The organism is Pseudomonas sp. 2, assembly GCF_056627435.1.
In genome coordinates, this window is sequence record NZ_JBWXNG010000006.1 from 165,095 (window position 1) to 191,461 (window position 26,367).

General features: G+C 62.3%; 24 protein-coding genes and 1 pseudogene. 13 read left to right on the forward strand and 12 right to left on the reverse strand.

Annotation, left to right across the window (positions count from 1 at the left end; all coding sequences use genetic code 11):
• Positions 1–19: 19 nt before the first annotated feature.
• The 3 genes from AC1MEK_RS12270 (at position 20) to AC1MEK_RS12280 (ending at position 3,697) form a co-directional block, all read left to right on the forward strand.
• Positions 20–880 carry an alpha-amylase family protein gene (locus AC1MEK_RS12270; protein ID WP_480396551.1) on the forward strand — a complete coding sequence of 287 codons (861 nt, stop codon included), beginning with the start codon at positions 20–22 and terminating at the stop codon, positions 878–880.
• Between the two features lie 157 nt (positions 881–1,037).
• The gene (gene atzF / locus AC1MEK_RS12275; RefSeq protein ID WP_480396552.1) at positions 1,038–2,864 is read left to right on the forward strand and encodes an allophanate hydrolase; all 1,827 of its coding nucleotides are present in this window, start codon (positions 1,038–1,040) and stop codon (positions 2,862–2,864) included.
• Positions 2,865–2,992: 128 nt separating this feature from the next.
• Positions 2,993–3,697: a GntR family transcriptional regulator gene (locus AC1MEK_RS12280; protein WP_480396553.1), complete on the forward strand. Its 705-nt coding sequence runs from the start codon at positions 2,993–2,995 to the stop codon at positions 3,695–3,697.
• A 51-nt stretch (positions 3,698–3,748) separates the two neighbouring features.
• Here AC1MEK_RS12280 and AC1MEK_RS12285 read toward each other — a convergent pair whose 3' ends face one another.
• Positions 3,749–3,955, reverse strand: coding sequence for a DUF2790 domain-containing protein (locus tag AC1MEK_RS12285; RefSeq protein WP_480396554.1), 207 nt, complete (start codon positions 3,953–3,955; stop codon positions 3,749–3,751).
• A gap of 216 nt (positions 3,956–4,171) precedes the next feature.
• Between AC1MEK_RS12285 and AC1MEK_RS12290 the strand changes: the two are divergent.
• Positions 4,172–4,747 (forward strand): annotated as a pseudogene (locus AC1MEK_RS12290) (transposase); the annotation flags it as partial.
• A gap of 33 nt (positions 4,748–4,780) precedes the next feature.
• Here the strand turns inward: AC1MEK_RS12290 and AC1MEK_RS12295 are convergent.
• The 8 genes from AC1MEK_RS12295 to AC1MEK_RS12330 form a co-directional block, all read right to left on the reverse strand.
• Positions 4,781–8,425, reverse strand: a complete 3,645-nt coding sequence (locus AC1MEK_RS12295) for a transporter substrate-binding domain-containing protein (RefSeq protein WP_480396555.1) — start codon at positions 8,423–8,425, stop codon at positions 4,781–4,783.
• Between the two features lie 8 nt (positions 8,426–8,433).
• On the reverse strand, positions 8,434–9,060 hold the full coding sequence (locus AC1MEK_RS12300; RefSeq protein ID WP_480396556.1) for a response regulator: 627 nt from the start codon (positions 9,058–9,060) through the stop codon (positions 8,434–8,436).
• 362 nt (positions 9,061–9,422) lie between these two features.
• Positions 9,423–9,821, reverse strand: a complete 399-nt coding sequence (locus AC1MEK_RS12305) for a response regulator (RefSeq protein ID WP_480396557.1) — start codon at positions 9,819–9,821, stop codon at positions 9,423–9,425.
• A 275-nt stretch (positions 9,822–10,096) separates the two neighbouring features.
• Positions 10,097–11,428, reverse strand: coding sequence for a deoxyguanosinetriphosphate triphosphohydrolase (locus tag AC1MEK_RS12310; protein WP_480396558.1), 1,332 nt, complete (start codon positions 11,426–11,428; stop codon positions 10,097–10,099).
• Between the two features lie 86 nt (positions 11,429–11,514).
• Positions 11,515–12,678 (reverse strand): EAL domain-containing protein, encoded by a 1,164-nt coding sequence (locus AC1MEK_RS12315; RefSeq protein WP_480396559.1) that lies wholly within the window; start codon positions 12,676–12,678, stop codon positions 11,515–11,517.
• Positions 12,679–12,800: 122 nt separating this feature from the next.
• Positions 12,801–13,142 carry a hypothetical protein gene (locus AC1MEK_RS12320; protein ID WP_480396560.1) on the reverse strand — a complete coding sequence of 114 codons (342 nt, stop codon included), beginning with the start codon at positions 13,140–13,142 and terminating at the stop codon, positions 12,801–12,803.
• Positions 13,139–13,525: a phage holin family protein gene (locus tag AC1MEK_RS12325; RefSeq protein WP_480396561.1), complete on the reverse strand. Its 387-nt coding sequence runs from the start codon at positions 13,523–13,525 to the stop codon at positions 13,139–13,141. The genes AC1MEK_RS12320 and AC1MEK_RS12325 overlap by 4 nt, the downstream gene beginning before the upstream one ends.
• A gap of 5 nt (positions 13,526–13,530) precedes the next feature.
• On the reverse strand, positions 13,531–13,845 hold the full coding sequence (locus AC1MEK_RS12330) for an ElaB/YgaM/YqjD family protein (RefSeq protein ID WP_480396562.1): 315 nt from the start codon (positions 13,843–13,845) through the stop codon (positions 13,531–13,533).
• A 356-nt stretch (positions 13,846–14,201) separates the two neighbouring features.
• Between AC1MEK_RS12330 and AC1MEK_RS12335 the strand changes: the two genes are divergently transcribed.
• From AC1MEK_RS12335 to AC1MEK_RS12345, 3 genes are all read left to right on the forward strand, one after another.
• Complete coding sequence (locus AC1MEK_RS12335) at positions 14,202–15,410, forward strand: ammonium transporter (RefSeq protein ID WP_480396563.1); 1,209 nt, start codon at positions 14,202–14,204, stop codon at positions 15,408–15,410.
• 120 nt (positions 15,411–15,530) lie between these two features.
• Complete coding sequence (locus tag AC1MEK_RS12340) at positions 15,531–16,616, forward strand: acyltransferase family protein (protein ID WP_480396564.1); 1,086 nt, start codon at positions 15,531–15,533, stop codon at positions 16,614–16,616.
• A gap of 44 nt (positions 16,617–16,660) precedes the next feature.
• Complete coding sequence (locus tag AC1MEK_RS12345; protein ID WP_480396565.1) at positions 16,661–16,900, forward strand: glutaredoxin family protein; 240 nt, start codon at positions 16,661–16,663, stop codon at positions 16,898–16,900.
• 42 nt (positions 16,901–16,942) lie between these two features.
• Here AC1MEK_RS12345 and AC1MEK_RS12350 read toward each other — a convergent pair whose 3' ends face one another.
• Positions 16,943–17,206: a hypothetical protein gene (locus AC1MEK_RS12350; RefSeq protein WP_480396566.1), complete on the reverse strand. Its 264-nt coding sequence runs from the start codon at positions 17,204–17,206 to the stop codon at positions 16,943–16,945.
• A 365-nt stretch (positions 17,207–17,571) separates the two neighbouring features.
• Between AC1MEK_RS12350 and AC1MEK_RS12355 the strand changes: the two genes are divergently transcribed.
• Together AC1MEK_RS12355 and AC1MEK_RS12360 are read left to right on the forward strand one after the other, a co-directional pair.
• Positions 17,572–18,462 carry an RluA family pseudouridine synthase gene (locus AC1MEK_RS12355; protein ID WP_480396567.1) on the forward strand — a complete coding sequence of 297 codons (891 nt, stop codon included), beginning with the start codon at positions 17,572–17,574 and terminating at the stop codon, positions 18,460–18,462.
• 435 nt (positions 18,463–18,897) lie between these two features.
• Positions 18,898–19,698, forward strand: coding sequence for a DeoR/GlpR family DNA-binding transcription regulator (locus AC1MEK_RS12360; protein WP_480396568.1), 801 nt, complete (start codon positions 18,898–18,900; stop codon positions 19,696–19,698).
• A gap of 7 nt (positions 19,699–19,705) precedes the next feature.
• On the opposite strand, the gene AC1MEK_RS12365 is transcribed toward AC1MEK_RS12360, so the two are convergent.
• Positions 19,706–20,335 carry a histidine phosphatase family protein gene (locus tag AC1MEK_RS12365; protein ID WP_480396569.1) on the reverse strand — a complete coding sequence of 210 codons (630 nt, stop codon included), beginning with the start codon at positions 20,333–20,335 and terminating at the stop codon, positions 19,706–19,708.
• A gap of 215 nt (positions 20,336–20,550) precedes the next feature.
• Between AC1MEK_RS12365 and AC1MEK_RS12370 the strand changes: the two genes are divergently transcribed.
• Both AC1MEK_RS12370 and AC1MEK_RS12375 read left to right on the forward strand, forming a co-directional pair.
• Positions 20,551–21,918, forward strand: coding sequence for an MFS transporter (locus tag AC1MEK_RS12370; protein WP_480396570.1), 1,368 nt, complete (start codon positions 20,551–20,553; stop codon positions 21,916–21,918).
• Between the two features lie 36 nt (positions 21,919–21,954).
• A complete protein-coding gene (locus AC1MEK_RS12375; RefSeq protein ID WP_480396571.1) occupies positions 21,955–22,914 on the forward strand; it encodes a 3-hydroxyacyl-CoA dehydrogenase family protein in 960 nt (319 codons plus the stop codon).
• 51 nt (positions 22,915–22,965) lie between these two features.
• Here AC1MEK_RS12375 and AC1MEK_RS12380 read toward each other — a convergent pair whose 3' ends face one another.
• Positions 22,966–23,862 (reverse strand): DMT family transporter, encoded by an 897-nt coding sequence (locus AC1MEK_RS12380; RefSeq protein WP_480396572.1) that lies wholly within the window; start codon positions 23,860–23,862, stop codon positions 22,966–22,968.
• An 89-nt stretch (positions 23,863–23,951) separates the two neighbouring features.
• On the opposite strand from AC1MEK_RS12380, the gene AC1MEK_RS12385 reads away from it, so the two are divergent.
• A complete protein-coding gene (locus AC1MEK_RS12385) occupies positions 23,952–25,289 on the forward strand; it encodes an aminotransferase-like domain-containing protein (protein WP_480396573.1) in 1,338 nt (445 codons plus the stop codon).
• Between the two features lie 313 nt (positions 25,290–25,602).
• On the forward strand, positions 25,603–26,298 hold the full coding sequence (locus AC1MEK_RS12390) for an ATPase (protein WP_480396574.1): 696 nt from the start codon (positions 25,603–25,605) through the stop codon (positions 26,296–26,298).
• Positions 26,299–26,367: the final 69 nt, after the last annotated feature.

The following is a 26,367-nucleotide window of genomic DNA, read 5'->3' on the forward strand; positions in this document are numbered from 1 at the left end:
CAGGGATGGGAGGGATTCGATGAAGGGATTCGCAAGGAAACACGGAGTGAAGGCCACACTGATCGCGCTGGTGATCGGCCTCGTCTGCGTGGCGATCGACGCACTGTACGAGCTGGGGCACAGTGAGCGGCCTGACATCACCGGGATTGTCTGGCAGCCGGATAACGCCACGGTGAACATCGACGGCGAGTGGGACCAACTCGGCGCCCGCGAGCTGTTGATCCAGTGGACGGCGGTGGACGGGCAGGCGTTCGTCGCCGGTTCCGGACTGCCCGAAGTGCCGGTGCTGCCGGATTGGGCGCGCATCGCCAAGGCGCCCTGGGCGCGGGATGCGATTGTCGGATTGGCCGGTTTTTTCAGCGAAAACCGCTCGCGGGACAACATCGAAGAACTGGCCGTGCTCTCCGAACGCATGGCCAAAGTGAAAACGCCGCTCAACGTTACTGGCTGGTACTTTCCAGCCGAAGTCGACCCCAGCTGGAGCCGCGCCAAGGAGCTGCCCGCATTGCTGGCCCGGCTGCCCAGGCCGTTGTGGATCAGCGTCTACGACGGCGCCAACATCGGCCCGCAAGCCACCGCCGACTGGCTCAAGTCGTGGCTGCCGGATGACATAGGTGTGTTCTTTCAGGACGGCGTCGGTGTCTACGCCCGCAGCGCGCCGGTCGCCCGCACCTACGCCGATGCCCTGCGCGAAAGCCTCGGGCCCAAGCGGGTGAGGATCATCGTCGAAGCGTTCCGGCCCAAGGTTGGCGGCGGCTTTCGTTCGGCCACGGTGCAAGAATTGAAACCGCAGATGGCTGCGTACGCGGGCTACCCGCTGTACCTGTTCGACGGCCCGCACTATGTGACCCCGCAGTTGGTGGAGGGGTTGTTGAAATAGGCACCAGAATCAGGCGGCAGTGCTTCATCACTGGGCATGCGCGTTCGCTGCTTTTGCCTGGAATGGTGCTCAAACCCTCGAAAATCAAGGCCTGCAATACCATGGCCCGGCTCTTGCTTTTGCTGGATTCAAACTTGGATACAAGATGGAATCCACCATGCAAGACGCTCAAAACCCGCAGTTCGGCTGGACCGTGAATGAATGGCTCGACGCCTATCGCAAAGGCGAGCTGACCCCGCAAGCCCTGATGGCGCTGCGCGACGCCTACCCTGAAGGCGACACTGCCTGGATTTCCCTCGTCAGCCCCGCGCAGCTCAGTGCGCAACTGGCCGAGTTGCAGGCGCGTCTGGATGCTGCCGAGGGTGACTTGAGCCAGCTGCCGCTGTATGGCGTGCCGTTCGCCATCAAGGACAACATCGACGCCGCGCAGTGGCCAACCACCGCTGCCTGCCCCGAGTTCGCCTACACCGCCGAATGCGATGCCACGGTCGTCGCCAAGCTGCGCGCGGCGGGCGCGATTCTGATGGGCAAGACCAACCTGGATCAGTTCGCCACCGGCCTGGTCGGTACTCGCTCGCCTTACGGTGCGGTGCCCAACAGCTTCAACCCCGATTACGTCAGCGGCGGTTCCAGTTCGGGCTCGGCCTCGGTGGTCGCCCGCGGCTTGGTAGCGTTCTCGCTGGGCACCGATACCGCAGGGTCGGGCAGGGTGCCGGCGGGCTTCAACAACATCGTCGGGCTCAAGCCCACCAAGGGCCGGCTGTCCAACACCGGGCTGGTGCCGGCGTGCCGCAGCGTCGATTGCATCTCGGTGTTCGCCCTGACCGTCGAGGACGCCGAGTGCGTGGCCGGGATTGCCGAAGGCTTCGATGCCAGTGACGCCTATTCGCGGAAAAACCCCGGCTCGGCGCCGGTGGGTTTCAGCGCCGCCCTGAAGCTTGCGGTGCCGGACACTCTGGAGTTTTTCGGCGACAGCCAGAACCAGGCCGTCTACGAGCAGGCGCTGCTGACCCTGAGCAAGATGGGCGCCGAGATCAGTCGCATCGATTTCGCGCCGTTCAAGGCCCTGGCCGAGCAGCTGTATTACGGCTCGTGGGTGGCCGAGCGCACGGTGGCGCTGGCGTCAATGTTCGAATCCAACCCGGATGCGATCAACCCGGTGGTGCGCGGCATTGTCGCCAACGGCCTGGGCTACAGCGCCTGCGATGCCTACAAGGCCGAATACCTGCGTGCCGAGCTGAGCCGCAAAATCAACGAGGCGCTGGCAGGTTTCGATGCGCTGGTGGTGCCGACCTCGGCCACGATTCGCACCCTTGCCGACATGCAAGAGGAGCCGGTGCTGTACAACTCGCAGTTCGGTTTCTACACCAACTTCACCAACCTGGCCGACCTCTCGGCGCTGGCGTTGCCCGCCGGGTTGCGCAGCGATGGATTGCCAGCGGGCATCACCCTGATCGCACCGGCCTGGCATGACAGCGCACTGGCGAGTTTCGGCAAGCAGTGGCAGGCGCACCTGAACCTGCCCCTCGGCGCGACCGGGCGTGCATTGCCTGCCAGCAAGCCTGCATCGGTTCCGGCAAAAGGCAGCGTGCGGGTGGCGGTGGTCGGCGCACACCTGACCGGCATGCCGCTGAACTTCCAGTTGACCACTCGCGATGCGGTGTTCGTCGAGCAGACCCTGACCGCAGCCGACTACCGCCTCTACGCACTGCCCGGCACCGTGCCGCCCAAACCGGGTCTGGCCCGTGCGCAGGGCGGGCAGTCGATCATCGTCGAGCTGTGGGACATTCCGTTGGCGCGCTTTGGCGAGTTCGTCGCCGAGATTCCCGCGCCGCTGGGGATTGGCAACCTGACCCTGGTCGACGGGCGCAGTGTGAAGGGGTTCATTTGCGAGCCGTGGGCGATTGCCGGTGCGCTGGACATCACCGGGTTCGGTGGCTGGCGGGCGTACATTGCCAGCCTGAAAAAGCCCGAGCCCGCCTGATTCGCTCGTAGCAGCACGGCTTGCCGGCGGGAGCGTTGTGTCAGTCGACATTTTGGTGACAGACCTATCGCCCCGCCGGCAAGCCGTGCTGCTACGGGGAGTACTTCGCAATATTTATGGAAACAACCATGCAAATCGCTCAACTGAAAGCCGAAGGCGATCGTCCGCAAAACCGGGTCGAGAGCATCTACCAGCAACTTAAGGACGACATCTTCGAATTCCGCCTGCTGCCCGGCGATCGCTTCAGCGAAAACGAAGTGGCGCAGCGGGTTCAGGCCAGCCGCACGCCGGTGCGCCAGGCGCTGTACCGGCTGGAACGCGAAGGCTATCTGCAGGTGCACTTTCGCAGTGGCTGGCAGGTCAAGGCGTTCGATTTCAATTACTTCGAAGAGCTGTACGACGTGCGCATCGTGCTGGAAACCGCAGCGCTGGCGCGCTTGGCGCAGATGGATCTGCCGGGCAATCCGCTAATCGGCGAGTTACGCGCCACATGGCTGGTGGCAGAGGCGCAGCGCCTTCGTGATGCCGCGCAGGTGTCGGCGCTGGACGAGCGTTTTCATTGTGTGTTGGTGGAAGCGACGGGCAATGCCGAGATGGCGCGCATGCACCTGGAGATCACCGAAAAGATCCGCATCATCCGGCGTCTGGATTTCACTCAAGGGGCGAGGATCGATGCCACCTACGCCGAGCATGGGCAGATTCTCGAGGCCTTGCTGTCGGGGCGGGTGGAGGATGCTCAGCAGTTGCTTGCGCGGCATATCGAGCTGAGCAAGCAGGAGGTGCGCAAGATCACTTTGCATCGGTTGCATGTGGCGCGGCAGGTGGGCGCCTAGGCTCTTGCGCCCGGTCCGGAGGGCGGAGCGGGCGCGGGGTGTGCAGCGCGATCAGCCGTTCTGGTTGTGGCAGTTGTCGACGGCTTTGAGGTAGTCGAGCATCTGGGTCTTGCCGTGGCTGTCCTTGTAGGTGATGTGGCTGGTGACCAGGCCGCAGGTGGCGGTGTCCGGGGTGGCGGCTTCGGCGCGGGCGGCGAAGGTGCAGACGTTCAGGGCGGCGAACAGGCAGGCGGCGACGGTCAGTTTTTTTGAGTTCATGGTGGTGTGCTCCAGAGCAGTGATGGGTTCTGTTGCGAGGCGCTGTGTGTGGCCTCGATAGAATCCATTTAACGCTGGTGGGGTATCTCGGATGTGTCGTGGGACCGGGGGGTGAGCAAGGAAATGTATGGGGGGAGGGGGGAGATACAGAGCGATACAACAGGGGGACTGTCAGTAATGTGTGTTCGGGCATCACATGCGTTTAAGGTGCATAGCATGCCTAGCAAAAAGACCCCGGCCCCAGAGGCCAAGAAAAACTTGCCAGCCATCCCCAAAGAGCTGGTCGAACAGTTCGTCAGCGGTCCGATGACCGCCGAGGCAATTCAAGACATCTCGATGGCCTTCAAAAAGGCGTTGGTCGAGCGCGCACTGGGTGCGGAGCTCGGCCATCACTTGGGCTACGCGCTCGGTGAGAAACGCCCTGAAGACAGCGAGAATCAGCGCAACGGCTCCAGCGGCAAAACCGTTCTGACTGACGATGGCCCGTTGAAGCTGGATATTCCACGCGACCGTGACGGCAGTTTTGCCCCGATCCTGATCCCCAAGCACGAGCGCCGTTTTACCGGTTTTGACGACAAGATCATCGCCATGTACGCCCGCGGCATGACGGTACGTGAGATCAGCGCTTTCCTGCGTGAACAGTACGGCACTGACGTTTCCCACGACTTCATCAGCTCAGTGACCGATGCGGTGATGGAAGAAGTGGGCGCGTGGCAACTGCGACCGCTGGAGCCGATGTACCCAGTGATTTTCTTCGACGCCCTGAGGGTCAAGATCCGGGTTCGGAATCGTGGACGACCTTGACCTTAAAAACGGAACAGCGCCTCAGCCCATCTCAGACCCCTGTCGCTGCCCAACCAACGCCCCCTCCAATTCCTCCATCGCATCCCCAAGGCTGTGGGCAAGCCGCGCGATTTCGGCAGCCAAGGCCTGATCATCACAAGCCCGCTCCAACTCCCCACACAACTCGATCACCTGTCCGGCGCTGATGATCTTCGCCGCCCCCTTGATCTTGTGCGCGACATCGTGGATCGCTTGCCGGTCGCCCGAGGCCGTCACTTCCTCCAGTTTCCTCGCATCGTCCCGGCAACTGCTGATGAGCTGATCGATCAGGTGCCGGATCATCTCCGGCCGGTCTCCCGTCAGGGCCACGATACTGCGCATCTCGAAGGCAGCCCTGGCTGGCTGTGAGGCGGCACGGCTTTGCCTGACGTCCACGCGGGACAGCCGATCGTTGAGTGCGCTCAGGCTGATCGGCTTGAACAGGCAATCGTCCATGCCCGCCTCGCGACAGCGCTGCTTTTCTTCCGGCTGGGCGTTGGCGGTGAAGCCCAGCACGATGCACGGATCCTGGCCCTGTTCCTGTTCATGGGCGCGAATGGCACGGGTCAGGTCATAGCCGTTCATCACCGGCATGTTGCAGTCGACGATCACCAGATCGAAGCGCCCGGCCAGCCAGTGTTCCAGACCTTCGGCACCCTGCTCGGCGACGTCGCAGCGATGGCCGAGAAAACCCAGTTGCTGGCACAGCAGCAGACGGTTGGCGGGGTGGTCGTCGACCACGAGGATATCGAGCGTGGCGCTGCCCTGCGCGTCGTTGTCTTTGGGAGGTGGCAGGCTGGCCAACGGGTCCAGGGTCATCAGCTCGAACGTCATCTGCACCCGGGTTCCGGTACCTGGCTGGCTGTCCAGAGTCAGGGTGCCACCCATCATTTCGCACAGGTTGCGGCAGATCACCAGGCCCAGCCCGGCGCCGGTCCTGGCCAGCTGGCCGCTGTTGTCGGCCTGGGCGAAGGGGGCGAACAGGCGCTGCTGGTCTTCTTCGGAGATGCCGATGCCGCTGTCCTGGATGACCACCACAAGCCGGATCAACTGCTCGTTGCTCGCATCCTCGCTCTGCAGGCTGATCCGGACCTGACCCTGCTGGGTGAACTTGATGGCGTTGCTGATCAGGTTGGAGAGAATCTGTTTGAAGCGCAGCGGGTCGATCAGCACGTCCAAGTTGGTGCGGCTGTCCAGATCCAGCTGCAGCGTCAGGCCTTTCTGCCGGGCCAGGCCGTCGAACACGCGGACCACAGATTCGACCAGCTGGCGCAGGTTGGCGCGTTCGGGGCTCAGGGTCAGGCGGCCGGATTCGATGCGGGCGATGTCGAGGATGTCGCCAATCAGCTCCAGAAGATCCTTGGCCGAGCTGTAGGCGACCTCGATGGCGGGGCGATCCAGCTGCCCCTGATCGGCGCGTTTGAGGGCCAGTTCCAGCATGCCGATGACCGCGTTCATCGGGGTCCTGATTTCGTGGCTCATGGTCGCCAGAAAGGTGCTTTTCGCGCGGTTGGCGTCATCGGCCTGCTGCTTGGCCGATTGCAGATCCTCAATCAACTGGCGCCGCTCGCTGATGTCGATCCAGCCACCAATGATGCCTTGAACCTGGCCCAGGGAATCGCGGAACGGCAGGATCCAGTGGTAGATGGTCAACGAGCGGTCGCCGATGTGCAGCGAGCGGTCGAGAATCATCGGCGCGCCGTCGGTCATGACCTGCTGGTAGTCGGCAACGTACTGGCGCGCTTCCTGGGCATCGCTGAGCACGCCGTCGAGGATGCTCTTGCCGATCACCTCTTCACGTTGTGCCGAAAACGCGGTCAGGTAGCTCTCGTTGCACATCTTCAACAGGCCGTTGCAGTCGCGCACGTAGATGGGGTGCGGGGTGCCGTTGACCAGCGCACTCATGAATTCGAACTGGTCGTTTAATGCCCGCTCGGCGCGTTCGCGCTGTTTGATCTGGCGGCGCATCCAGGCGTTCCAGGCCAGCGAGCCGAGCAGCAGGACGCCGGCGCCAGCGAGAATTTGGTAGACCAGCAGCTGATAGTCCTGCCAGGCCCCGCGGCTGGGCGGGATGTAGGTGCGCCAGCGATTGTTGATCACGGCGAGGTCTTCGGGGGCGATGCTCGACAGCGCCTTGTCGATGATGGCGGTCAGTTCGGTGGCGTTGCGCGAGGTCGCCATGGCGATGCGCGCGGGTTCCTGGCCCACCGTCACGCGCATTTGCAGAGCGTCCTGCAGTGCCCGGGAGGAGATGAAGTAGCTGGCGCTGAACAGTGAGGTCACGGCGCCTTCCACTCTGCCATGGGCCAGCAGGTCCAACGCCTGGGCCGGGTTGTCGACTTCCACTGGATAGATCCGCGGCCAGGCCTGGCGCAGGTAGGGCAGTATCGGGCTGCCGAGGGCCAGGGCCACCCGCTTGCCGTCCAACTGCTCCAGATTGGCCGGGCTTGCCGTCTCCTTGCGGGTGACCAGCACAAAGGCGTTGTCCATGTACGGGCGGCTGAAATTGAAGCGTGCCTCGCGTTCGTCACTGGGGACCATCGCGCCGATCAGGTCGGCCTGGCCCTGACTGAGCCGGTTCATCATGTCGCTCATGCTGGGCGCACGGCTGACCTCGAACTGCAGGCCGGTGCGCAGCCGGATCAGGTCCAGCAGGTCGGCGGTCACCCCGCGAAAATTACCGCTGGCATCGAAGAATGTCAGGGGCGCGTAGGCATCATTGATCAGCACGCGCACCTTGGGGTGCTGGGCAATCCAGCGCTCTTCGCGCTGGGTCAGCAGCAGTTTCTGGTCGGTCAGCATCAGGTCGCTGCCGGCGCCCCAGCGTTTGGAAATGGCAATGCGTTCCTCGATGGGGACGCCCTTGAGCACCAGGTTGACGATGTTCAGCAAGGCCGGATTGTCGGCGCGCACGGCAAAGCTGAACCCGTTGGCCTCGTGCTTGCCGAAATTGGCCATCTGGATGTTGTTCAGATAGCCCTTGCTGATCACGTAGTGAGTGGAGATGGCGTCGCCCAGAAATACGTCGGCCTGATTGAAGGCCACGGCGTTGATTGCGCTCTGGAAGGAGGGAAACGTCTGCAGGCGAGCCTTGGGGTAGAGGGCGCTGATTTCGTCCGGCGGCAGGTAGTGATACGCCATGCTCAGGCGCAGGCCGTTGAGGCCATCGGTCAGCGACCGGGTTTCGCCGGTGCGGGTGACCAGCACCGGCTGGTCGATCGCATAGGGTGATGACAGGGTGAGCTGCCGTGCAGCCGCTTCATAGCCGTTGGCGCTGCCCAACAGGTCGATGTCACCGCGGATCAGGGCGTCGATGGCCTGGTCTCGGCTCTCGAAACGCAGCACCTTGACTGGCAACTCCAGCGCCCGGCCCAGTATGCCGACGTAATCGGCGGTGAAACCTTCATAATCGTGGCCGGTCAGGGTCATGTCGAAAGGCGGGTAGTCCGGCGCACTGGTGCCCAGGATCAATTCGCGCTTGTTGCGCACCCACTGCCATTGAGCCCGGTCCAGCGTGACGTCCATGTGCGCCGGGTTGGAGCGGCTCAGCAGGGTGTAACGTTCGGCCGCATCGGCAGGTGCCTGAACGATGAAACCCAGGCAGATCCATACGGCTGCTATCCAGTAGTCCTTTAGCCCCTTCGACATCCTATCTCTCACACCAGCGAATTGCGTTTTGCCATCTCGATCAGTTCAACCAGAGTCTTGGCCTTGAGTTTTTGCATCAGGCGAGTCTTGTAGGTACTCACCGTCTTGTTGCTCAGAAACATGCCCTTGGCGATTTCCTTGTTAGTTCGCCCCTGAGCAAATAGCTGCAACACCATCAATTCGCGATCGTTGACCAGTTTGAAACGCTCGAGTTCTTCCGGGTCGCCATCCTCCGGCGACAATGCGCCGAGGGCTTGGCTCGGGAAATAATTGTAGCCGGATAATACAGCTTTGACTGAGCTGACAAGTTCACTGAGGTCTTCCTGCTTGCACACATAGCCCGATGCGCCGGACTGCATGCAACGTATGGCAAATAGGCTGGGTGCCTGTGCAGTCAATACCAGAATCTTGGCAGGCAGGTTCATGGCGTTGAAACGGGTCAACACTTCCAGACCGTCAAGTTTGGGGATGCTGATGTCGAGGATGATGAGGTCCGGCATGCATTCGCGGACCATCTGCATGGCGTCCACGCCGTTGTCGGTCTCGCCGACGATCTCGTAGTTTTCGTTCTCCAGCAGCATCCGGATGGCCAGCCGAACGACAGGGTGATCGTCGATGATAAAAACTGAGTTCATGATTCAATCCATAACAGGCAGCAAAGAAAGCGCGCACCTTATCGCAGATGTTGGATGACGCGCATGGACAGAACAGGTCGGCGGTCATATATAGGAAAGTTCCTACAAAATTTAGCGGCTTTCCGTACGTAAACGCTCGAATTACACAAGGATGTATAAAGAGGCGGCGCGGCTGGGCATTAAATTATGGTTATCAAACGCGGCGCGTTTATTTCGTTTTGGAATGTTCCTACGCAAATTTCGGAATTGGACTACATATTTAATCGTTGTAAACTTTTTGAAGCGCAGAGTTGCCCCGTACCAGAACTCAGGTGCAAGGTGTTGCCTGAATGGCGAGTGTCAAGTTCGATGCCGTAGGGGCGTCACAAGTCACTTGCGTCGACAGAGATTAGTTGCAAAAGCTCCAGGGTGTTCAATGGCTTGACCAGGCAACCGAGTAATGGGAGCCCTCTGCCCAGGGCGCTGGTCTGCAGATCAGCCAGTTGCGACGGCGAAAGGCCGCTGAGCAGCACGGCGTTGCGGATCAGGCCTCGTTGGCTGGCGATCTCGATCAGATCGGTGCCGGGCATGCCGGGCAGGCGCTGATCGCACAACATCAGGTCGTAAGGTTCGGCACTGCGCTCCAGGGCTTCGAGCGCCTCGATGGCATTGAGCGCTGGCGTCACCCGATACAGCCCGTGGTTGTTGAGCAGGATCTGCAGCGCAATCAGCTGAAAGGGGTGGTCCTCTACCAGAAGGATTCGCAGGTCATTCTTGAGCATCGGTTCGTCCGGAAAGGGTCATGGGTGGCTGATCGGGGCGCGCTGTCAGCGGCTGTGGCAAGGCGCGGGTGCGGCTTCAGGGCAGGCGAGCGTCGGGTCCGGGGTGCTTGGACGGCGGGATTATTCGGCAGGGTTCATGAAGCGGCGATAAGACGATTCCTATCTGCGTGTAGGACGTTTCCGAAGTTCGAGTTTTCTTTTCCTTAAATCATGAAAAGAAAAGCCCGAAGTCATACAGGACTTCGGGCTCCTGCCAATCAAACCGGACGCGGCCATCAGATCGGGCTGGAGCGTCCGGTCATTTCCCGCGCCATCTCGCTGGCATAGCTGTCGGTCATGCCGGCAATGAAGTCGATCACCCGCAGGAACGAGGTGTGGAGCGGCCAGTGAGGGTCCGGCGCATTGTTGCCCAAGAGATCAAGGATGCGCCGGCTCTTGAACGACGGCGTGTGTCCGTCGAACTGCTCCAGCGCCGCGCCACAGAAGGCATTGAGGAGGATTTCCAGGGTGGTGTAGGCGCCGATCTCGTGCAGGGTCTTGCGTTTGTCCTGGAAGATTTTCTTGCGCGCCATGTCCTTGGCGTTGAGCACGCAACGCTTGGCCGGACCGTGCATGTGCTCGACCAGATCACCCTGCAGCGTACCTGCCAGCAAGGCGTCCTGCTGCTCGACGAAGGCGCGGGCGGCGGCGTTGGTCAGGTGCTCGATGGCCTTGCCGCGCAGGATCGCCAGCTTGCGCCGGCGTGAATCGCCCGGCCCCAGCTGGCGATAGGTTTCCGGCAAATCGTCACCCACCAGCCCCAGCAGCAGCGACTCGACCTCGGGATAGGTGAGCAGCTCCATTTCCAGGCCGTCTTCCAGGTCGATCAGCGCGTAGCAGATGTCATCGGCGGCCTCCATCAGGTACACCAGCGGGTGCCGCGCCCAGCGCTGGTCTTCCAGTTGCGGCAGGCCCAGCTTGCCGGCGATCTGCTCAAGGATCGGCAGTTCGCTCTGGTAGCAGCCGAACTTGTGTTTCTTGTAGCCCAGCGAGTCGGCGTGGCGCGCCGTCCACGGGTATTTCAGGTAGGTCCCCAGGGTGGCGTAGGTCAGCCGTGTGCCGCCCTCGAACTGGTGGTACTCGAGCTGCGTCAGCACGCGAAAGCCCTGGGCGTTGCCTTCGAAATTGAGAAAGTCATTGCGTTCGGCTTCGCTCATCGCGTCCAGCCAGCCGCGCCCGGCGGCCTGTTTGAACCAGTTGCGGATGGCATCTTCGCCCGAGTGGCCGAAGGGCGGGTTGCCGATGTCGTGGGCCAGACACGCCGACTGCACGACCATGCCCAGATCGCTCGGCTCGCACCAGTCGGGCAGGGCGCTGCGCAGGGTTTCGCCCACGCGCATGCCCAGCGAGCGGCCCACGCAGCTGACTTCCAGCGAGTGGGTCAGGCGGGTATGAATGTGGTCGTTGCTGGTGACGGGGTGCACTTGGGTCTTGCGCCCCAGGCGGCGGAAGGCGCCGGAGAAGATGATCCGGTCGTGGTCCTTGTGGAACGGGCTGCGCCCCAGTTCTTCAGGGCTGTGCAGGGTCTTGCCGAGGCGCTCGCGGGTGAGCAGGGTTTGCCAATCCAAGGCCGGTACTCCATCGAGTGATCACCGGCCCTAGCTTCACGGTTCGTCAGGCGGCCTGCAAGTGCCCGATTGCGACCTTGGGTAAATCAGAAACCCGCCGCGTCGATATCGATCAGCAGCAGCCTCTGACCATTGTCGAAAAACTGCCCGGCGGTCAGGCAGTACTGGTTGCTGGTGGCGTCGCGGTAGGTGTTGGACAGGGTCAGGCGGCGCTCATGCCAGCCCTCGGCGAGCAAGTGATAGAAGTACGGGCGCCAGGACCAGTTGTGGCCCAGATAGCGGGCGTCGGCCAGCCAGGCGCCGTTGCGCCATTCCAGATTGGGCGTGAGCTGAGTGCCGTGGCGATCGCATTGATAGAAGCGCAGCAGCCAGGGGAAGTCTTTTACATCCGGCAGATCGGCCAGTGGTGCATCGCCCTCGGCCCAGCCCTGCAGACGCTGCATGAGCTGGCCCAGTTGCCGGCGCAGGGTCATCAGGCGTTCGCGTTCGACCACTTTCTGTTGCACGTAGCGATCACGCAACTGGGCGAAACGCTCGACGAAGGCGTCGGCGCTGAAGAAGTCCTCTTCGGCCTGGGCGAAGAGAAAGCCCTGCACGTAGCGGGAACCGCACTCGAGGGCAAAATGCAGCTCAGCCTCGGTTTCCACGCCTTCGGCGATGATCCAGCAGCCGGTCTTTTCCGCCATCTGCGCCAGGGCCTTGACCACATCACTGCTCGGCCCGCCGCGGGCGGCGGCCTGAAACAGGCGCATGTCGAGCTTGAGAATGTCTGGCTGCAGGGCCAGCACCCGATCCAGTTGCGAGTAGCCTGCGCCAAAGTCGTCAATGGCGATCCGCGCGCCGGCCTGACGATAGCGCGCCACCACGTCGCTCAGGCGCTGGCTGTCGCCGCCAAGCTCAGTGATTTCAAAGACGATCCGCTGCGCGGCGATGCCATGACGCTGCAGCTGTTTGAGGCTGGGCAGCGGCTGGTCGGGGCGCAGGCGGCTGATCCAGCGCGGAGAAATGTTCAGGCTCAGAAACCAGTCGGCAGGGGCTTCGTGCAGGCGCCGCATGGCGTCGTCGCGAATCAGCCGGTCAAGGCGGCGCAGCTCGGCGGCAGGCCTGCGCGGGTCGGCGAACAGCGGCCCCACGGATTGCAGGCGGCCATCGTCCTGACGCAGACGGCCCAGTGCTTCTACCCCCGCAATGCGGCCCGTCGCGGTATCGATGAACGGCTGAAAACAGGCTAGCGGTTGCCCATCGATCACATGGCCTCCTTAAATGGGTTATTGGCTTTATTGTCGACACTCGAACACACCTCGGCTCGACACAACTGTCGAGCCGGGGGGTAAGTCAGGGTCTGTTGCAAGAATGCAGCCAAAGGGCCATCTCAGGGGCGACGAGAGGAGCCTTGCAGGATCAGTTTGATCAACGGCATCAGGCTCGCGCCGAGCTTGACCAGCTGGGTGACGCTGCCGGTGCGCCGGCTACGCGCTCCCTTGCCGGTCAGGAAGCCGAGCAGGGAAACGATGCCGATCCCCCACAGCGGTGCGTGCTTGATGCCCAGCGAACCGGGCAGGTCGTTGGCCATGCCGCGCATGCGATGCAGGGGGCGCATCAGCTGCGCGGATTCGTGACGGATCTCCTGGCGGTGCATTTCCATGCGCAGGCGGATCAGCGCCTTGCGCAGCTCGCGGCGGTTGTGGGTCTGCGGCAGTTTGAGGTCGCTCATGGCATCAGGCGCTCGCGGTCATTGGCCAGTTCTTCCAGGGTGGAATGGAAGGGTGAGGACTCGTCGAAGATCGCCGCCTTCAGCCGCAGGGCGCAGAACAGCGCTGCCAGCGTATAGAAGACGCACAGGCCGATGATGCCGGTCAGGCGATAACTGTCCCAGACCAGAATCAGCAGCAGCGCCGACAGGCCGATCAGCAGCAGCAGGGCGAACACCAGCGCCAGGCCTGCGAACAGCAGCAGGCTGACGGTGCGGGCTTTCTGTTCCTGCAACTCTATGCCGAACAACTCGACGTGGCTGTGCAAGAGACCCAGAAAAGCCGCACCCAGGCGGCGCGGCGAGGAGGTGTGGTCGGTCCCGGTCGGACCCGTTTCAGCCGTCATGCCGATCAGCGCCGGGTGGCCAGCAGGCCCAGCAGGAAGCCCACGCCGGCGGCGATCCCCACTGACTGCCATGGATTGGTCTGCACGTAATCTTCAGTGGCCGCCAGTGCGTCCTTGCCCCGTTCGCGCAGGGTCTGCTCTGCCAGCGCCAGGGTTTCACGGGCGCGCAACAGGCTGTCGTTGATCTGGTCACGCAGCTCGTCAGCCTGCTCGCCGGCCAGAGACGCCGTGTGCTCCAGCAGCTTCTCCGTATCGGCAACCAGCGTCTGGAAGTCTGCCATCAATATGTCCTGGGCTTTCTCTGCGGTCGGGCGAGCCATGGTGTTCTCCGTTGGGGTGGCAATATGGGGTTTCGAGTATGGCGCATAACCGAAGGTTCATTCCAATCGGTGGCCGATACTCAGCTGTCGACTGGTACAGGTTTTGCTTTGCGATGGTGCGCCAGGGAGGCGGCGCGCTCCAATGCAGAGCGCGGGTATCGGCCCAACCGCCGAAACAGTGATGCCCAATCATAAAACCTGGAAAAACGCCCCGGCGTCCAACATTTCTGCCCGTCTGTGTGCGCCAAAGCGGGTCGCAGGCTCTTCGATGTGCGCCTATTTGGTGCTTTTTCGTAGAGCGGACAGAAAGGTTGTGCTGCTTTGGTGCTTTTCATTAATTGCAGGCCTGCCTCTCGATGGAAAACGTGCAAAGCGCTGTGGAAACCCTGATCCACAGCTCCAATACCCTGTTCATTCTGATCGGCGCGGTCATGGTTCTGGCCATGCACGCCGGTTTTGCCTTTCTGGAAGTCGGCACGGTCCGGCAGAAGAACCAGGTCAACGCCTTGTCGAAGATCCTCAGCGACTTCGCCGTCTCGACCCTGGCCTACTTCTTTATTGGCTACTGGATTTCCTACGGCGTGACCTTTCTGCAGCCTGCATCGGTGCTGGCCACCGATCACGGCTACGGGCTGGTGAAGTTCTTCTTTCTGCTGACCTTCGCGGCGGCCATCCCGGCGATCATCTCCGGCGGCATCGCCGAGCGCGCCAAGTTTGCGCCACAGCTGTGCGCCACGGTGCTGATCGTCGCCTTCGTCTACCCGTTTTTCGAGGGCATGGTGTGGAACGGCAACTTCGGCCTGCAGGCCTGGCTGCTCAAGACCTTCGGCGCCAGCTTCCATGATTTCGCCGGGTCCGTGGTGGTGCACGCCATGGGCGGCTGGCTGGCGCTGGCGGCGGTGACCTTGCTCGGTGCGCGCAATGGCCGCTATCGCGACGGCAAGCTGGTGGCGTATCCGCCGTCGAGCATTCCGTTTCTGGCGCTGGGCTCGTGGATCCTCATCGTCGGCTGGTTCGGCTTCAACGTCATGAGCGCGCAGACCCTGGACGGCGTCAGCGGCCTGGTGGCGGTCAACTCGCTGATGGCGATGGTCGGCGGCACCGTGGCGGCGCTGATCGTCGGCCGCAACGACCCCGGCTTCCTGCACAACGGCCCGCTGGCCGGGTTGGTGGCGGTGTGCGCCGGCTCCGACCTAATGCACCCGGTGGGCGCGTTGCTTACCGGCGTGATCGCCGGCGCCTTGTTCGTCTGGTGCTTCACTGCGGCTCAGGTGCGCTGGAAGATCGACGACGTGCTGGGTGTGTGGCCGCTGCACGGCGTGTGCGGCGTCTGGGGCGGCATCGCCTGCGGCATTTTCGGGCAGTCGGCGCTGGGCGGTATCGGCGGTGTCAGCCTGGTCAGCCAGCTGATCGGCACCGCGTTGGGCATCGTCATCGCGCTGGCCGGCGGCTTTGCCGTGTACGGGCTGGTCAAGTGCTGCCTGGGCCTGCGCCTGAATCAGGAGCAGGAGTACTACGGCGCCGACCTGTCGATCCACAAGATCGGCGCGGTCAGCCACGACTGAGGCCCGAGCTTGGCTATGCTTACTCGCGAGCGGGTGGGCATGGCCAGCAGCGGCATTGCCCCTCGACATTCCTGATTTTCCGCCACCGTCGCAGGTCGCGGCTCGCTGTAGGAGTGGACGATGGAGCGTATCTATTCCCTTCAGGGCGCCCGGGGCGTGGCAGTGCTGGGGGTGGTGCTGTTCCACATGACCGCCGTGGAGCACAAGTATTCCGGCGGTGACAGCCTGTTGCCGCCGCTGCTGGATTTTTTCCAGCTGGGGGTCGATCTGTTCTTCGTCATCAGCGGTTTCGTGATGGTGATTGTCAGCCGCGGGCGCTTTCATCAGCGCGCCGAGTCCCAGCGGTTTCTCTTCAACCGCGTGTCGCGGATTTATCCCACGTACTGGCTGTACTACTTCCTGACCCTGGCGGTGCTGTTGGTGCAGCCGGGCATGGTCAATTCCACCCACGGTTCGTCCAATCTGCTGATGTCGTTCTTGCTGCTGCCCAACGATCAGGTGCTGCTGGTGATGGTGGCCTGGTCGCTGCTGTTCGAGCTGTGGTTCTACCTGGTGTTCACGGGGCTTATGTGTTTTCGCGAGCGCTGGCTACCGGTGTTTCTGGCGGGATGGGCGCTGATTCTGCTGGCGTTCAACACCCTTGAAGACTGGCAGGACTTCAACCCGGCATTGCGCATCATGCTGCACCCCTATGCGCTGGAGTTCATCGCTGGCGTGGCGCTGGCGATGCTTTTTTACAGTCGGCACAGCGCGCGCATTCCCACGTCGGCAGTGGTGGCGGCATTGCTGATTGCACTGCTGCCGGGCATTGGCCTGATCGGCTATTACCGGCTGTTCGATGATCATGGGTTGCTGCGGATGTTTGCGGTGGGCGCGGTTTTTGGCACGCTGATTTTCGCGCTGGCGCTGCTGGAGCGACGCCGATACCTGCGTATGCCGACGTTTCTGGTTGCGGTGGGTGACATGTCCTACACGATCTACCTGTCGCATCTGCTGGTGCTGGGTGTGATCGGGCGGCTGTGGCAAGCGCTGGGCGATTGGCCGGATTCGCTGGCCGACAACCTGCTGTTCACAGTGCTAATGATGGCGGCGGTGTTGTGCTATGGCTGGGTGGGCTATCGCTGCTTCGAGAAGCCGATACTGGATCGGTCCAATGAATTTTCCCGGCGTCGCTTCAGGCTCGACGGTATTTCGGGGCGGGCCTAAACTGGCGCTCTGTCTCTTGCCGCCCGTGACCGGAGGACCGTCTCATGCTGCCAGAATGCCAACTGTTCGGAACCCTGGGCTGCCATCTGTGCGAAGTCGCTGAGGCCGAGTTGATGGAATTGGTGGAGCGGGGGCTGTTGGTGGAGCTGATCGACATCGCCGAGAACGAGGCGATGAATGCCGCCTACGGTTTGCGGATTCCGGTGCTGCGGCGCACCGACACCGGTGCCGAACTGGACTGGCCGTTCGACACCGATCAGGTGGTGCTGTTTCTGCGCAATTGAAGGCGTAGAGATATTCTATCGCCTGCGCTTGGAGATACTGAGTTAGAGATACTGAGTGTCCACGACCATCGCCTTGGCAACGGCTTCTTTCTGCGCTTCGGTCATGCCGTCCCAGACGTGGACCTTGGCGAAGTAGCCCAGACCCGCCACAACGTACAGGCTCAGGGTGAAGATGATGGCGACGGACATGAAGGTCCAGCGGCCCACGTCTTCGTCGTCAGAAAAGGATTGCGAGTAGTTTTCTTCGTTTTCGACAGGGGTGCCGGTGGACAGGCGTTTGATCCATTGAAACAGTTGGCCGAGCATGGTGTTACCTCAAGTTTGAAATGAACAATTCGTTGCGGCAGTCGCGCCTGACGCGCGTTTTGCAAAAGCTGAAAACGAAAAAAGCCCGTCGAGGACGGGCTTTCTTTTTATGAGGTCAGATCTGGCAGGCGTTTTCGGTTTTGCTCATCGATGAGTGGATGAGCGTTCGGGTTCGCGCCTGCTTGCCGATTTGGAAACATTTTAGAACAAATCTAGTTAGCTGGCTATCGGACTCATGTAGTCGTCAGACAACTGGTAGTCAATCTGGCTGCGACATATCGTCGCGCGCCGTCGCGTTTGTCGCACGCTCGCACATGCACCTTGGCTGAGGGATAATCCCTGCCTTTCCCGATCCAGAGTCGTTCATGTCGCAGTCCGTTTTCACCCCCGCCGACACCCAGGCCAGCACCCTTTATCTGCCGCCCGGCCCGTGGCTGACGGTGCTCGACTGCCTGTGCGAGCGCTTCAGCGCCATCGGCCGCGAGCAGTGGCTGGATCGCATCCATCGGGGGCGGGTGCTGGACGGGGAAGGGCGGCCCATCGCCGTGGACCTGCCCTATCGCGAAGGGCTGCGCATTCACTACTTCCGCGAAGTGCCTAACGAGACGCCGATCCCGGTGCAGGAAAGCATCTTGTATGCAGACGAGCATCTGGTGGTCGCCGACAAACCGCATTTCCTGCCGGTGACGCCTGCGGGCGAATACGTCGAGCAGACCCTGCTGCGGCGCCTGATCCGCACGCTTGGCAATCCGAACCTGGTACCGCTGCACCGCATCGACCGCCACACCGCAGGGCTGGTGCTGTTCTCGGCGAACAAGGAAAGTCGCTCGGCTTACCAGGCGCTGTTTCCTACACGGCAGATCGACAAACGCTACGAAGCCATCGCCCGCGCCTTGCCCGAGCTGGAATTTCCCCGGGTGCACAAAAGTCGGCTGGTCGACGGCGAGCCGTTTTTCCGCATGCAGGAAGGCGAGGGCCCGAGCAACACCGAAACCCGCATCGAGGTCTGCGAGCGCAATGGCGAGCTGTGGCGCTACGGGCTGTACCCGGTCACCGGCAAAAAGCATCAACTGCGCGTGCACATGGCAGCGTTGGGCGCCGCGATCTGCAACGACCCGTTTTACCCCGAGGTCATCAAGGACGCCGTGGACGATTACGCCAAACCGCTGAAGCTGCTGGCGCAGGGGCTGCGGTTTATCGATCCGGTGACGGGGCAGGAGCGGGTGTTCGAGAGCCGAATCAAGCTGGATTGGTGACCCACAGACCGCCCCGCCGGCAAGCCGTGCTGCTACGAAGAGCATTGCCCTCACGCTCTTGATCTGGCTTTTGATTTTGATCTTCGTGCGCAATAGCCCAGACACCACAAATCGCGACTTGGGTGCAGGCTGAATGGAGGTCTCGCGCAGTGGGCCAAGCGGCAGGATGCCGCGCGAGGCGCGGGGCCATGGATGGCCCATTCGCGCCGTACCCACGGAGCGAGGCCGGAATGAAGGAAGTCCGACGAAGGAGGACCCAAACCAGGAGCAATGGTTTGGTTACTTTGCCGAAACAAAGTAACTCGACGAAGTCGAAACAGGTCTGACGTTAGGAAGAACGCTTTTGATCTTGATCTTGCTCTGCCCCCAACGCCCTACGGCACATCCTCATTCTGCGTTAATCTACCCGCCCTGTTTTCCACGCAACGAGCCACCATGAACGAAGATCCGCTCCCGGCACCGGAAGGTGCACCGATGCTGCCATCGCAACGTCGCGAGATGATCGTTCGCAGGCTCCGCCGCGAGCAGACCCTGAGCGTCGTGCAGCTCACGGAAATCTTCAATTGCTCGCACATGACCGTGCGCCGCGACATCGCCGTGCTGGAACAGGAAGGGCTGGTGTTTCCGGTGCCCGGCGGCGTGCGCCTGGCCAGCCAGATGAGCCCCGAGCCCAGCCATCACAACCGGGTCATCCTCGAAGCCGAGCAGAAGCGGCGCATGGCGGTGGTGGCTGCGCAATACCTCAAGCCCGGCATGGTGGTGTACCTGGACGCGGGCACCACGACGCTGTGCCTGGTGCCGCACATCATCGAGCTGGGCGGTTTGACCGTGGTTACCAACGATTTCAGCATCGTCATGGCGCTGGCCGAGGCGCGCAACATCAAGGTGATCCACACTGGCGGCGAGCTGGACCACGACAACATCACCGGCATCGGCACCCTGGCCGCCGACACCCTGCGCAATTTGGCCACCGACATCGCCTTCATTTCCAGCAGCTCCTGGGACCTGCAGCGCGGCATCACCACGCCCTCTGAAGCCAAGGTCGAGGTCAAGAAGGCCGCCATCGCCGGGGCTTCTCAGGTGGTGCTGATGGCCACCAGTTCCAAGTACGGCACCTTTGGCATGTACAAGGTCGCGGGCCTGGATCGCTTCGACCCGATCATTTCCGACGACGCCCTGACCCCGGATTCGGCGGCGGGCATTCGGCGGTCGGGGATCGAGCTGATCCTGGCCTGAAATCCACTCAGCCTCTGCCATCCGCCGCCTGGCTGGCGCGCAGCCAGACAAACCGGCCCTCGCGGATCATCAGCACCTGATCCTGAGGGATCTCCAGCAGCGGCACTTCGCGGTCCGGTACGTCGGTCAGCAGCGCCAGGCAACTGCGCAGCACGCCGGCATGGGCGACGATCACCGTGTCGCGTTGCAATGAACCCAAGAGGCTGCCCACCCGCTCGAACACATGGGGGTAGTTCTCGCCGCCTGTGGGCATGAAATTCAGCGGGTCGGCCTGACGGGCCTTGAAGTCTTCCGGCTGGCGTTCGGCGATCTGTTGCCAGTCCAGCCCCTCCCACTCGCCGAAGTGAATCTCGACCAGTCGTTCATCGGTGCGGTAGTCCGTCGCGTCCACGCCCAGCTGCTGGCGCACGATTTCCATGGTCTGGCGCGTGCGACTCAAAGGGCTGGCAATGAAATCCACCGAGCTTGCGTGCGGCAGCAGCCATTTCAGGCAGGTGCCGGATGTCACGGCCTGGCCCTGGCCCACGCTGTTCAACGGAATGTCGCGGCGGCCCTGTAACAGGCGCCGGGCGTTCCAGTCGGTCTCGCCGTGGCGGATCAGGTAGAGGGTGACAGGGGGTTGTGCGTGCTGGGTCATTGAACATCCTGCTTGTGAAATCAGCTGTGAAAAAAATACACCTTGGTGTGAAAGGTTAACGCATTCAGCTTGACAGTGTGAATAATTAACAAATATTGTGGCTCCGTCACATGATCGACAATCGCGTTGCTCAGGACAGAGCGCAAGCCCGACGGCCTTGCCCAGGACGTTTCGCCCGCTTTGCCTTTCCCAATAAAAATAACGGAGGCAGCTTCATGTCTACACTCGACGGCACCATGGCGGGCGGCGGTTCAGTCAGGCCCGGCGTTGATTCTGGCGCACAACCCATCTCAGAGCAGGTCGCAGCGCCGACCGCGCATCAACTCAAACAGCGGCGGCGTGCCTCGGTAGGCAGCCTGATCGGCACCACCATCGAGTGGTACGAGTATTACATCTACGGCGCGACCGCCGCGCTGGTGTTTCCGTTGTTATTTTTTCCCACGCACGACCGGCTCGTCTCGCTGATGCTGTCGTTCGCCTCCTTCGCCATCGCCTTCGCCATTCGCCCGATCGGTGCGGCGGTGTTCGGCCATTTCGGTGATCGGGTCGGGCGCAAGACCACATTGATCGTGACGCTGGTGATGACGGGGCTTGCGACGTTTCTGATCGGTTTTTTACCCACTTATGAAAGCATCGGCCTGTGGGCGCCGGCGATTCTGATTCTGCTGCGCCTGATTCAAGGCTTTGGCGTGGGCGGCGAGTGGGGCGGGGCGGCGTTGATGTCGCTGGAGTGGGGCGACCAGAAGAAACGCGGCGCGGCCGGTGCCTGGCCGCAACTGGGCACTTCCATCGGCCTGATTCTGTCGACCTCGGCGGTCATGGGTTCAAGCTATTTCACCGGCGAGCATTTCATGGACTGGGGCTGGCGCATTCCGTTCCTGCTGTCCGGTTTCCTGGTGGTTGTGGGCTTGCTGGTGCGGCTGTCGATTGAAGAGACGCCGTCGTTCGCAGCCAAGAAGCAGACCCAACAGATCGAGAAGAGCCCGCTCAAGTTCGTGGTCCGCCATCACTGGCGCGAGATCGTCAAAGTGGCGTTCCTGCGCATGTCCGAGCAGATGCCGTTCTACATCTTCACCGCGTTCATCCTCGATTACGCCACGCAGAACGCCCACGTCTCGCGAACCTTCGTGCTGCTCGGCACCCTGGCGGCGGCGGTGCTGGACCTGATCCTGCTGCCGATCTTCTCCAACCTGGCCGACCGGGTAGGGCGCCGGCGCATGTATTACTTCGGTTGCGCGGTGCTGATCCTCATGGCGTTCCCGTATTTCTGGGTGTTGAACTCGGGCAACGAGACGCTGATTTTCATCGCCATCACCCTGTCGCTGGTGCCCCACGCCATTCAGTACGGTGCCCAGGCGTCGCTGATCTCCGAGCAGTTCCCGGTCCACGTGCGCTACACCGGGGCCGGTGTCGGCTACCAGATGTCGTCGCTGGTGGCGGGCGGCCCGGCGCCGCTGATCGCTTCGTTTCTGCTGGTCAGCTTCGGCAGCGGTTACGCCGTGGCGGCCTATCTGGCGGCGGGCGGAGTGATCGCCGCGCTGGCCCTGTCGAGTCTCAAGGATCGCAGCGATCAGCACCTCTGATCGGCGAGCCTTTCATTTATCTGTCGGGAGTAGGGTATGACCATCAAGAAAGTCGCGGTTGTCGGTTCGGGTTACATGGGCGGCGGCATTGCACAGGTACTGGCGCTGGGTGGCGCGCAGGTGGTGCTGGGGGATGTGTCCGGCGATGTGGCGAAGGCCAACCTTGAGCGTCTGCTCAAGCAGGGCCAGGCGTTTGCCGAAGCGGGGCTGTTTCCCGAAGACGCCCATTCGCGTCTGAGCGCCAATCTCAGCGCGGCGGCGACCATCGAGCAGGCGGTGGAAGGCGTGGATTACGTCACCGAAGCGGTGCCCGAGTCGCTGGACATCAAGCGTGAAGTGCTGGGCCGCGTGTCGGCGGCCTGTGCGGTCGACACGATCATTGGCACCAACACCTCGGCGATTCCCATTGGCGAGCTGGCGAAGTTCGTCAGCCACCCCGAGCGTTTTCTCGGGGTGCACTGGATGAACCCGGCGCCGTTCATTCCCAGCGTCGAACTGATCGCCAGCGAGCACACCCTGCCAGCCCATGTGGACACGCTCGAAGCGCTGATCCGCGCGGTGGGCAAGGTGCCTGCGCGGGTCGCCGATACGCCGGGCTTCGTCGCCAACCGCCTGCAGTTCGCCCTCTATAAAGAAGCCGTGATGGTGGTGGAAGAGGGGCTGGCGACGCCTGAGCAGGTCGATCTGGTGGTCAGCAATGCCTTCGGTTTTCGTCTGGCGCTGTTTGGCCCGTTCGCCATCGGCGACATGGCGGGGCTGGATGTCTACGCCTCGTCCTACAAGACCCTGGCCGGGACTTACGGCGAGCGTCTGGCGGCGCCGGGTGCGTTGCAGGCGCTGGTGGACGGCGGCAATTTGGGACTCAAGTCCGGGCATGGCTTCCTTGAGATCGACCCGGCAAAACGCAGCGAACTGCTGGCGTATCGAGACAAGGCGTATGCCGCCCTGAGCAAGCTGCGCGCCGAGTTGGGGCCTGCGCCGGGCCTGGTCAGTTAAACCGCGAGCCGAGACCTGAATCAGGGCCCGATCACGATCGGGCCCTGACATTCATTTTGCAAACCGGCGCGCACCTGCCACGCACAGAATCACCGCCATCGTCACCCCGAGCATCCCCAGGCTGACCTGTTCGTGCAGCAGCGTCGCCGCCAGCGCCAGGCCGAAGAACGGCTGCAGCAATTGCAACTGGCCGACGGCGGCAATCCCGCCCTGCGCCAGCCCGCGATACCAGAACACAAAGCCGATCAGCATGCTGAACAGCGACACGTAACCCAGGCTCGCCCAGGCCGGCAGGCTGATGTGGGCGAACGAGGCGGGCGCGGTCCACCAGGTCAGGGCCAGCATCACCGGCAACGACAATACCAGCGCCCAACTGATCACCTGCCAGCCGCCGAGGGTTTTCGACAGCTTCGCGCCTTCGGCATAGCCCAGCCCACAGACCAGCATCGCCAGCAACATCAGCAGATCGCCTTTGGGCGATGCAGTGAGCCCCTGCGCCAAGGCGTAGCCGACCACCAGTGCGCTGCCCAACAGCGAAAACAACCAGAACACCGGACGCGGCCGTTCACCTCCGCGCAACACGGCGAACGCGGCAGTGGCCAGCGGCAACAGGCCGACGAACACAATCGAATGCGCCGAAGTGACGTACTGCAAGGCCAGGGCGGTGAGCAGCGGAAAGCCCAGCACCACGCCGAGGGCGACGATCAGCAAGGGCACTATCTGGTTCTTCTGTGGGCGCGCTTGTTTGAGCAGCCACAGCATGCACAGCGCCACCGCCCCGGCGATCGAGGCGCGGGCCACGGTGAGGAACACTGGCGCGATTTCCTGTACGGCAATCCGCGTGGCGGGCAGGGAACCGCTGAAAATGATCACGCCGATCAGACCGTTGAGCCAGCCGCTCGAAGCGCTGGCTGTGCTGCGGTTGTCCAGCTTGGATACCTGTTCCATGGGGCCTGCCTCGTATTCGATGGTTGCTTGCCGGGAATGCTAAGGCGCAAAATCATGACAATCAAAAAATTGTCATGGATACAGCGCCCATGCCCCGCGCCCGCTACAAGATCCTGGTCGATACCTTCGCCAGTGACATCACCTCCGGTACGCTGCCGCCAGGCACCCGTTTGCCGACTCACCGGCAGTTGGCCGAGCAGCACGGGCTGGCGCTGGTGACGGCGTCCCGGGTCTACGCCGAGCTGGAGACCATGGGCCTGATCAGCGGCGAGACCGGGCGCGGCACCTTCGTGCGGGAGATTGCACTGCCGTTGAGCCATGGCGTCGATCAAAAGGCCAGCGTCGCCGGGGTGCTGGATTTGAATTTCAACTATCCGGCGCTGCCGGGGCAGGCGGAAATGCTGCGTACCGGGTTGCGGCAACTGGCGCTGTCGGGAGATCTGGACGCGCTGCTGCGCTATCAGCCCCACGCCGGGCGTTTGCATGAACGAGCCTGTATCGCCCGGCATCTGATCGACCGTGGCTTGGCGGTGAGCGCCGAGCAGGTGCTGATCGTCAGCGGCGCCCAGCACGGCCTGGCGGCGACGGTCATGGGCCTGCTCAAACCGGGGGATGTGGTGGCGGTGGATGCGCTCACCTATTCGGGCTTCAAGGTGATCGCCCAGGCCCATCGGCTGGAACTGGTGCCAATCCCGCTGAACGAGAACGGCCCCGATCTCGATGCCCTTGAAAAGCTCTGCAACAAGCGCCGGATCAAGGCGGTCTACGCCATGCCGACGCTGCACAATCCCATGGGCTGGGTGCTGGACCTGCCCTGGCGCCGGCGTCTGGCGGACATGGCTCGGGAACATGATCTGCTGCTGATCGAGGACGCGGCCTACGCGTTTCTCGCCGACAACCCGCCGGTTCCGTTGCAGACCCTGGCGCCGGAGCGGACGGTCTACGTTTCAGGATTTTCCAAGAACGTCGCCACCGGCCTGCGTGTCGGCTTCGTGGTCGCTCCGGTTGAACAGGTACCGGCCATCGAGCGCACGATCAGGGCCACGACCTGGAACACGCCCGGGGTGATGACGGCGCTGGTCTGCGGCTGGCTGGAAGATGGCACCGTTGCGCGCCTTGAAGCCGAGAAACGTCGGGACGCCATGAGCCGCCAGCGGCTGGCGAGAAAGGCCTTGGCCGGGCTTGAGGTGATCGGCCATCCGGCGTCGTATTTCGTCTGGCTGCCGCTGCCCGAAGAGGCGCGCGCCGATCAGGTGGCCGTGGCCTTGCTGGCGCAGAATATTGCGGTGTCGACCGCCGAACCCTTCGCCGTTGGCAGCCCGGTGCCCCATGCGTTGCGCCTGGCGTTGGGGTCACTGGACCCGGTTACGCTGACCGGTGCGCTGCACAACGTTCGCCAGACGATTTTCCATTTTGCCGCGTGTTGAGCCCAATCGTGCGTATTGACCGTAGCAGCCGGGCTTGCCCGCGGGTCGTCCTCAAGATCGCTCCCGCCGGCAAGCCGTGCTGCTACGGGGAGGGTGGTGCCTTCATACGCATGGTATTCAGGCACTTTAGCGGTGTAGTTAGTCCAATCATGCCTATAGGAAAGTTGTTTTATTCGCGAATGCGTAAAAGACTTTCTCCCTGCGCCTACCATTCGTGAAATCGATAGTGAACATCAAGAAACGGGAGTTCTTTTTTTCCAGTAAAGGCGCAGGATAGAGCCATACCGAACTGGCTTTAAGAAGGATGTACGCGATGAGAATTTCAACCCTGCTGGCTCTTCTCGCCGTATTGACCGGTGGCCTTGCCGCCACTGCCCCTTCCTACGCCGCAGACGTCGCCCCAAGCTATGCCGCAGGCGAGCAGTCGTGCCATTTCCTGCCGGTGGCCGACAGCGCCCTGGGCCTGAAAAAGTCGCAGTCGGTGGGCGTGCTCTACAGCGAAAACACCGTCGGCACCCTTGAATACCTGGAGCGCTACCACGCTGTCGCGCTCAAGGGCATTCAGAACGGCAAGCTGGATTCGCGTATCAGCAATGCCTTCATCAACAGTTCCGATCCGAAATTGGCCATCGACTGGCTCAAGGCTTCGCTGTCCAAGGAGTTTGCCTCGGTCACCGTCTATGACGATCTTGATGCACTGATGAAGGCGCGTCCCGATGTGGTGGTGATGCTCGACACTTACAGCCAGCTGGTGACCCAGCGCAACAGCAAGTTCGAAGCCCGTTACATCGCCAAGTTCTACGACGCCAACCTGCAATACATCGGCAAGGCCGAGGGCCTGGGCGAGAAAGAACTGAGTTCGATCTGGGTGCATGACAAGGCTGCCCCTGAAATCGCCGCGCAGATCGATCAACAGCGCGAACTGCAGATCAACGCCCTGAAACAGTTCGACCTGTCGCTCAAGGCGCTGGTGACTTCTGGTGAAGTGGCTCAGGTGGCGGGCAACTGATCGCAGGCAGTCATCCGGCAAGTCTTCGAGAACGGCTCTGCCTTGTGGCAGGGCCGTTTGCATTTCAGG

Coding starts and splice junctions, on each gene's coding strand:
- AC1MEK_RS12335 (WP_480396563.1), top strand. CDS start 14,202: ATGGAAAACGTGCAAAGCGCTGTGGAAACCCTGATCCACAGCTCCAAT.
- AC1MEK_RS12325 (WP_480396561.1), bottom strand. CDS start 13,525: ATGACGGCTGAAACGGGTCCGACCGGGACCGACCACACCTCCTCGCCG.
- AC1MEK_RS12345 (WP_480396565.1), top strand. CDS start 16,661: ATGCTGCCAGAATGCCAACTGTTCGGAACCCTGGGCTGCCATCTGTGC.
- AC1MEK_RS12280 (WP_480396553.1), top strand. CDS start 2,993: ATGCAAATCGCTCAACTGAAAGCCGAAGGCGATCGTCCGCAAAACCGG.
- AC1MEK_RS12390 (WP_480396574.1), top strand. CDS start 25,603: ATGAGAATTTCAACCCTGCTGGCTCTTCTCGCCGTATTGACCGGTGGC.
- AC1MEK_RS12375 (WP_480396571.1), top strand. CDS start 21,955: ATGACCATCAAGAAAGTCGCGGTTGTCGGTTCGGGTTACATGGGCGGC.
- AC1MEK_RS12355 (WP_480396567.1), top strand. CDS start 17,572: ATGTCGCAGTCCGTTTTCACCCCCGCCGACACCCAGGCCAGCACCCTT.
- AC1MEK_RS12305 (WP_480396557.1), bottom strand. CDS start 9,821: ATGCTCAAGAATGACCTGCGAATCCTTCTGGTAGAGGACCACCCCTTT.
- AC1MEK_RS12320 (WP_480396560.1), bottom strand. CDS start 13,142: ATGAGCGACCTCAAACTGCCGCAGACCCACAACCGCCGCGAGCTGCGC.
- AC1MEK_RS12365 (WP_480396569.1), bottom strand. CDS start 20,335: ATGACCCAGCACGCACAACCCCCTGTCACCCTCTACCTGATCCGCCAC.
- AC1MEK_RS12295 (WP_480396555.1), bottom strand. CDS start 8,425: ATGTCGAAGGGGCTAAAGGACTACTGGATAGCAGCCGTATGGATCTGC.
- AC1MEK_RS12360 (WP_480396568.1), top strand. CDS start 18,898: ATGAACGAAGATCCGCTCCCGGCACCGGAAGGTGCACCGATGCTGCCA.
- AC1MEK_RS12300 (WP_480396556.1), bottom strand. CDS start 9,060: ATGAACTCAGTTTTTATCATCGACGATCACCCTGTCGTTCGGCTGGCC.
- AC1MEK_RS12330 (WP_480396562.1), bottom strand. CDS start 13,845: ATGGCTCGCCCGACCGCAGAGAAAGCCCAGGACATATTGATGGCAGAC.
- AC1MEK_RS12350 (WP_480396566.1), bottom strand. CDS start 17,206: ATGCTCGGCCAACTGTTTCAATGGATCAAACGCCTGTCCACCGGCACC.
- AC1MEK_RS12285 (WP_480396554.1), bottom strand. CDS start 3,955: ATGAACTCAAAAAAACTGACCGTCGCCGCCTGCCTGTTCGCCGCCCTG.
- AC1MEK_RS12370 (WP_480396570.1), top strand. CDS start 20,551: ATGTCTACACTCGACGGCACCATGGCGGGCGGCGGTTCAGTCAGGCCC.
- AC1MEK_RS12385 (WP_480396573.1), top strand. CDS start 23,952: ATGCCCCGCGCCCGCTACAAGATCCTGGTCGATACCTTCGCCAGTGAC.
- AC1MEK_RS12270 (WP_480396551.1), top strand. CDS start 20: ATGAAGGGATTCGCAAGGAAACACGGAGTGAAGGCCACACTGATCGCG.
- atzF (WP_480396552.1), top strand. CDS start 1,038: ATGCAAGACGCTCAAAACCCGCAGTTCGGCTGGACCGTGAATGAATGG.
- AC1MEK_RS12340 (WP_480396564.1), top strand. CDS start 15,531: ATGGAGCGTATCTATTCCCTTCAGGGCGCCCGGGGCGTGGCAGTGCTG.
- AC1MEK_RS12380 (WP_480396572.1), bottom strand. CDS start 23,862: ATGGAACAGGTATCCAAGCTGGACAACCGCAGCACAGCCAGCGCTTCG.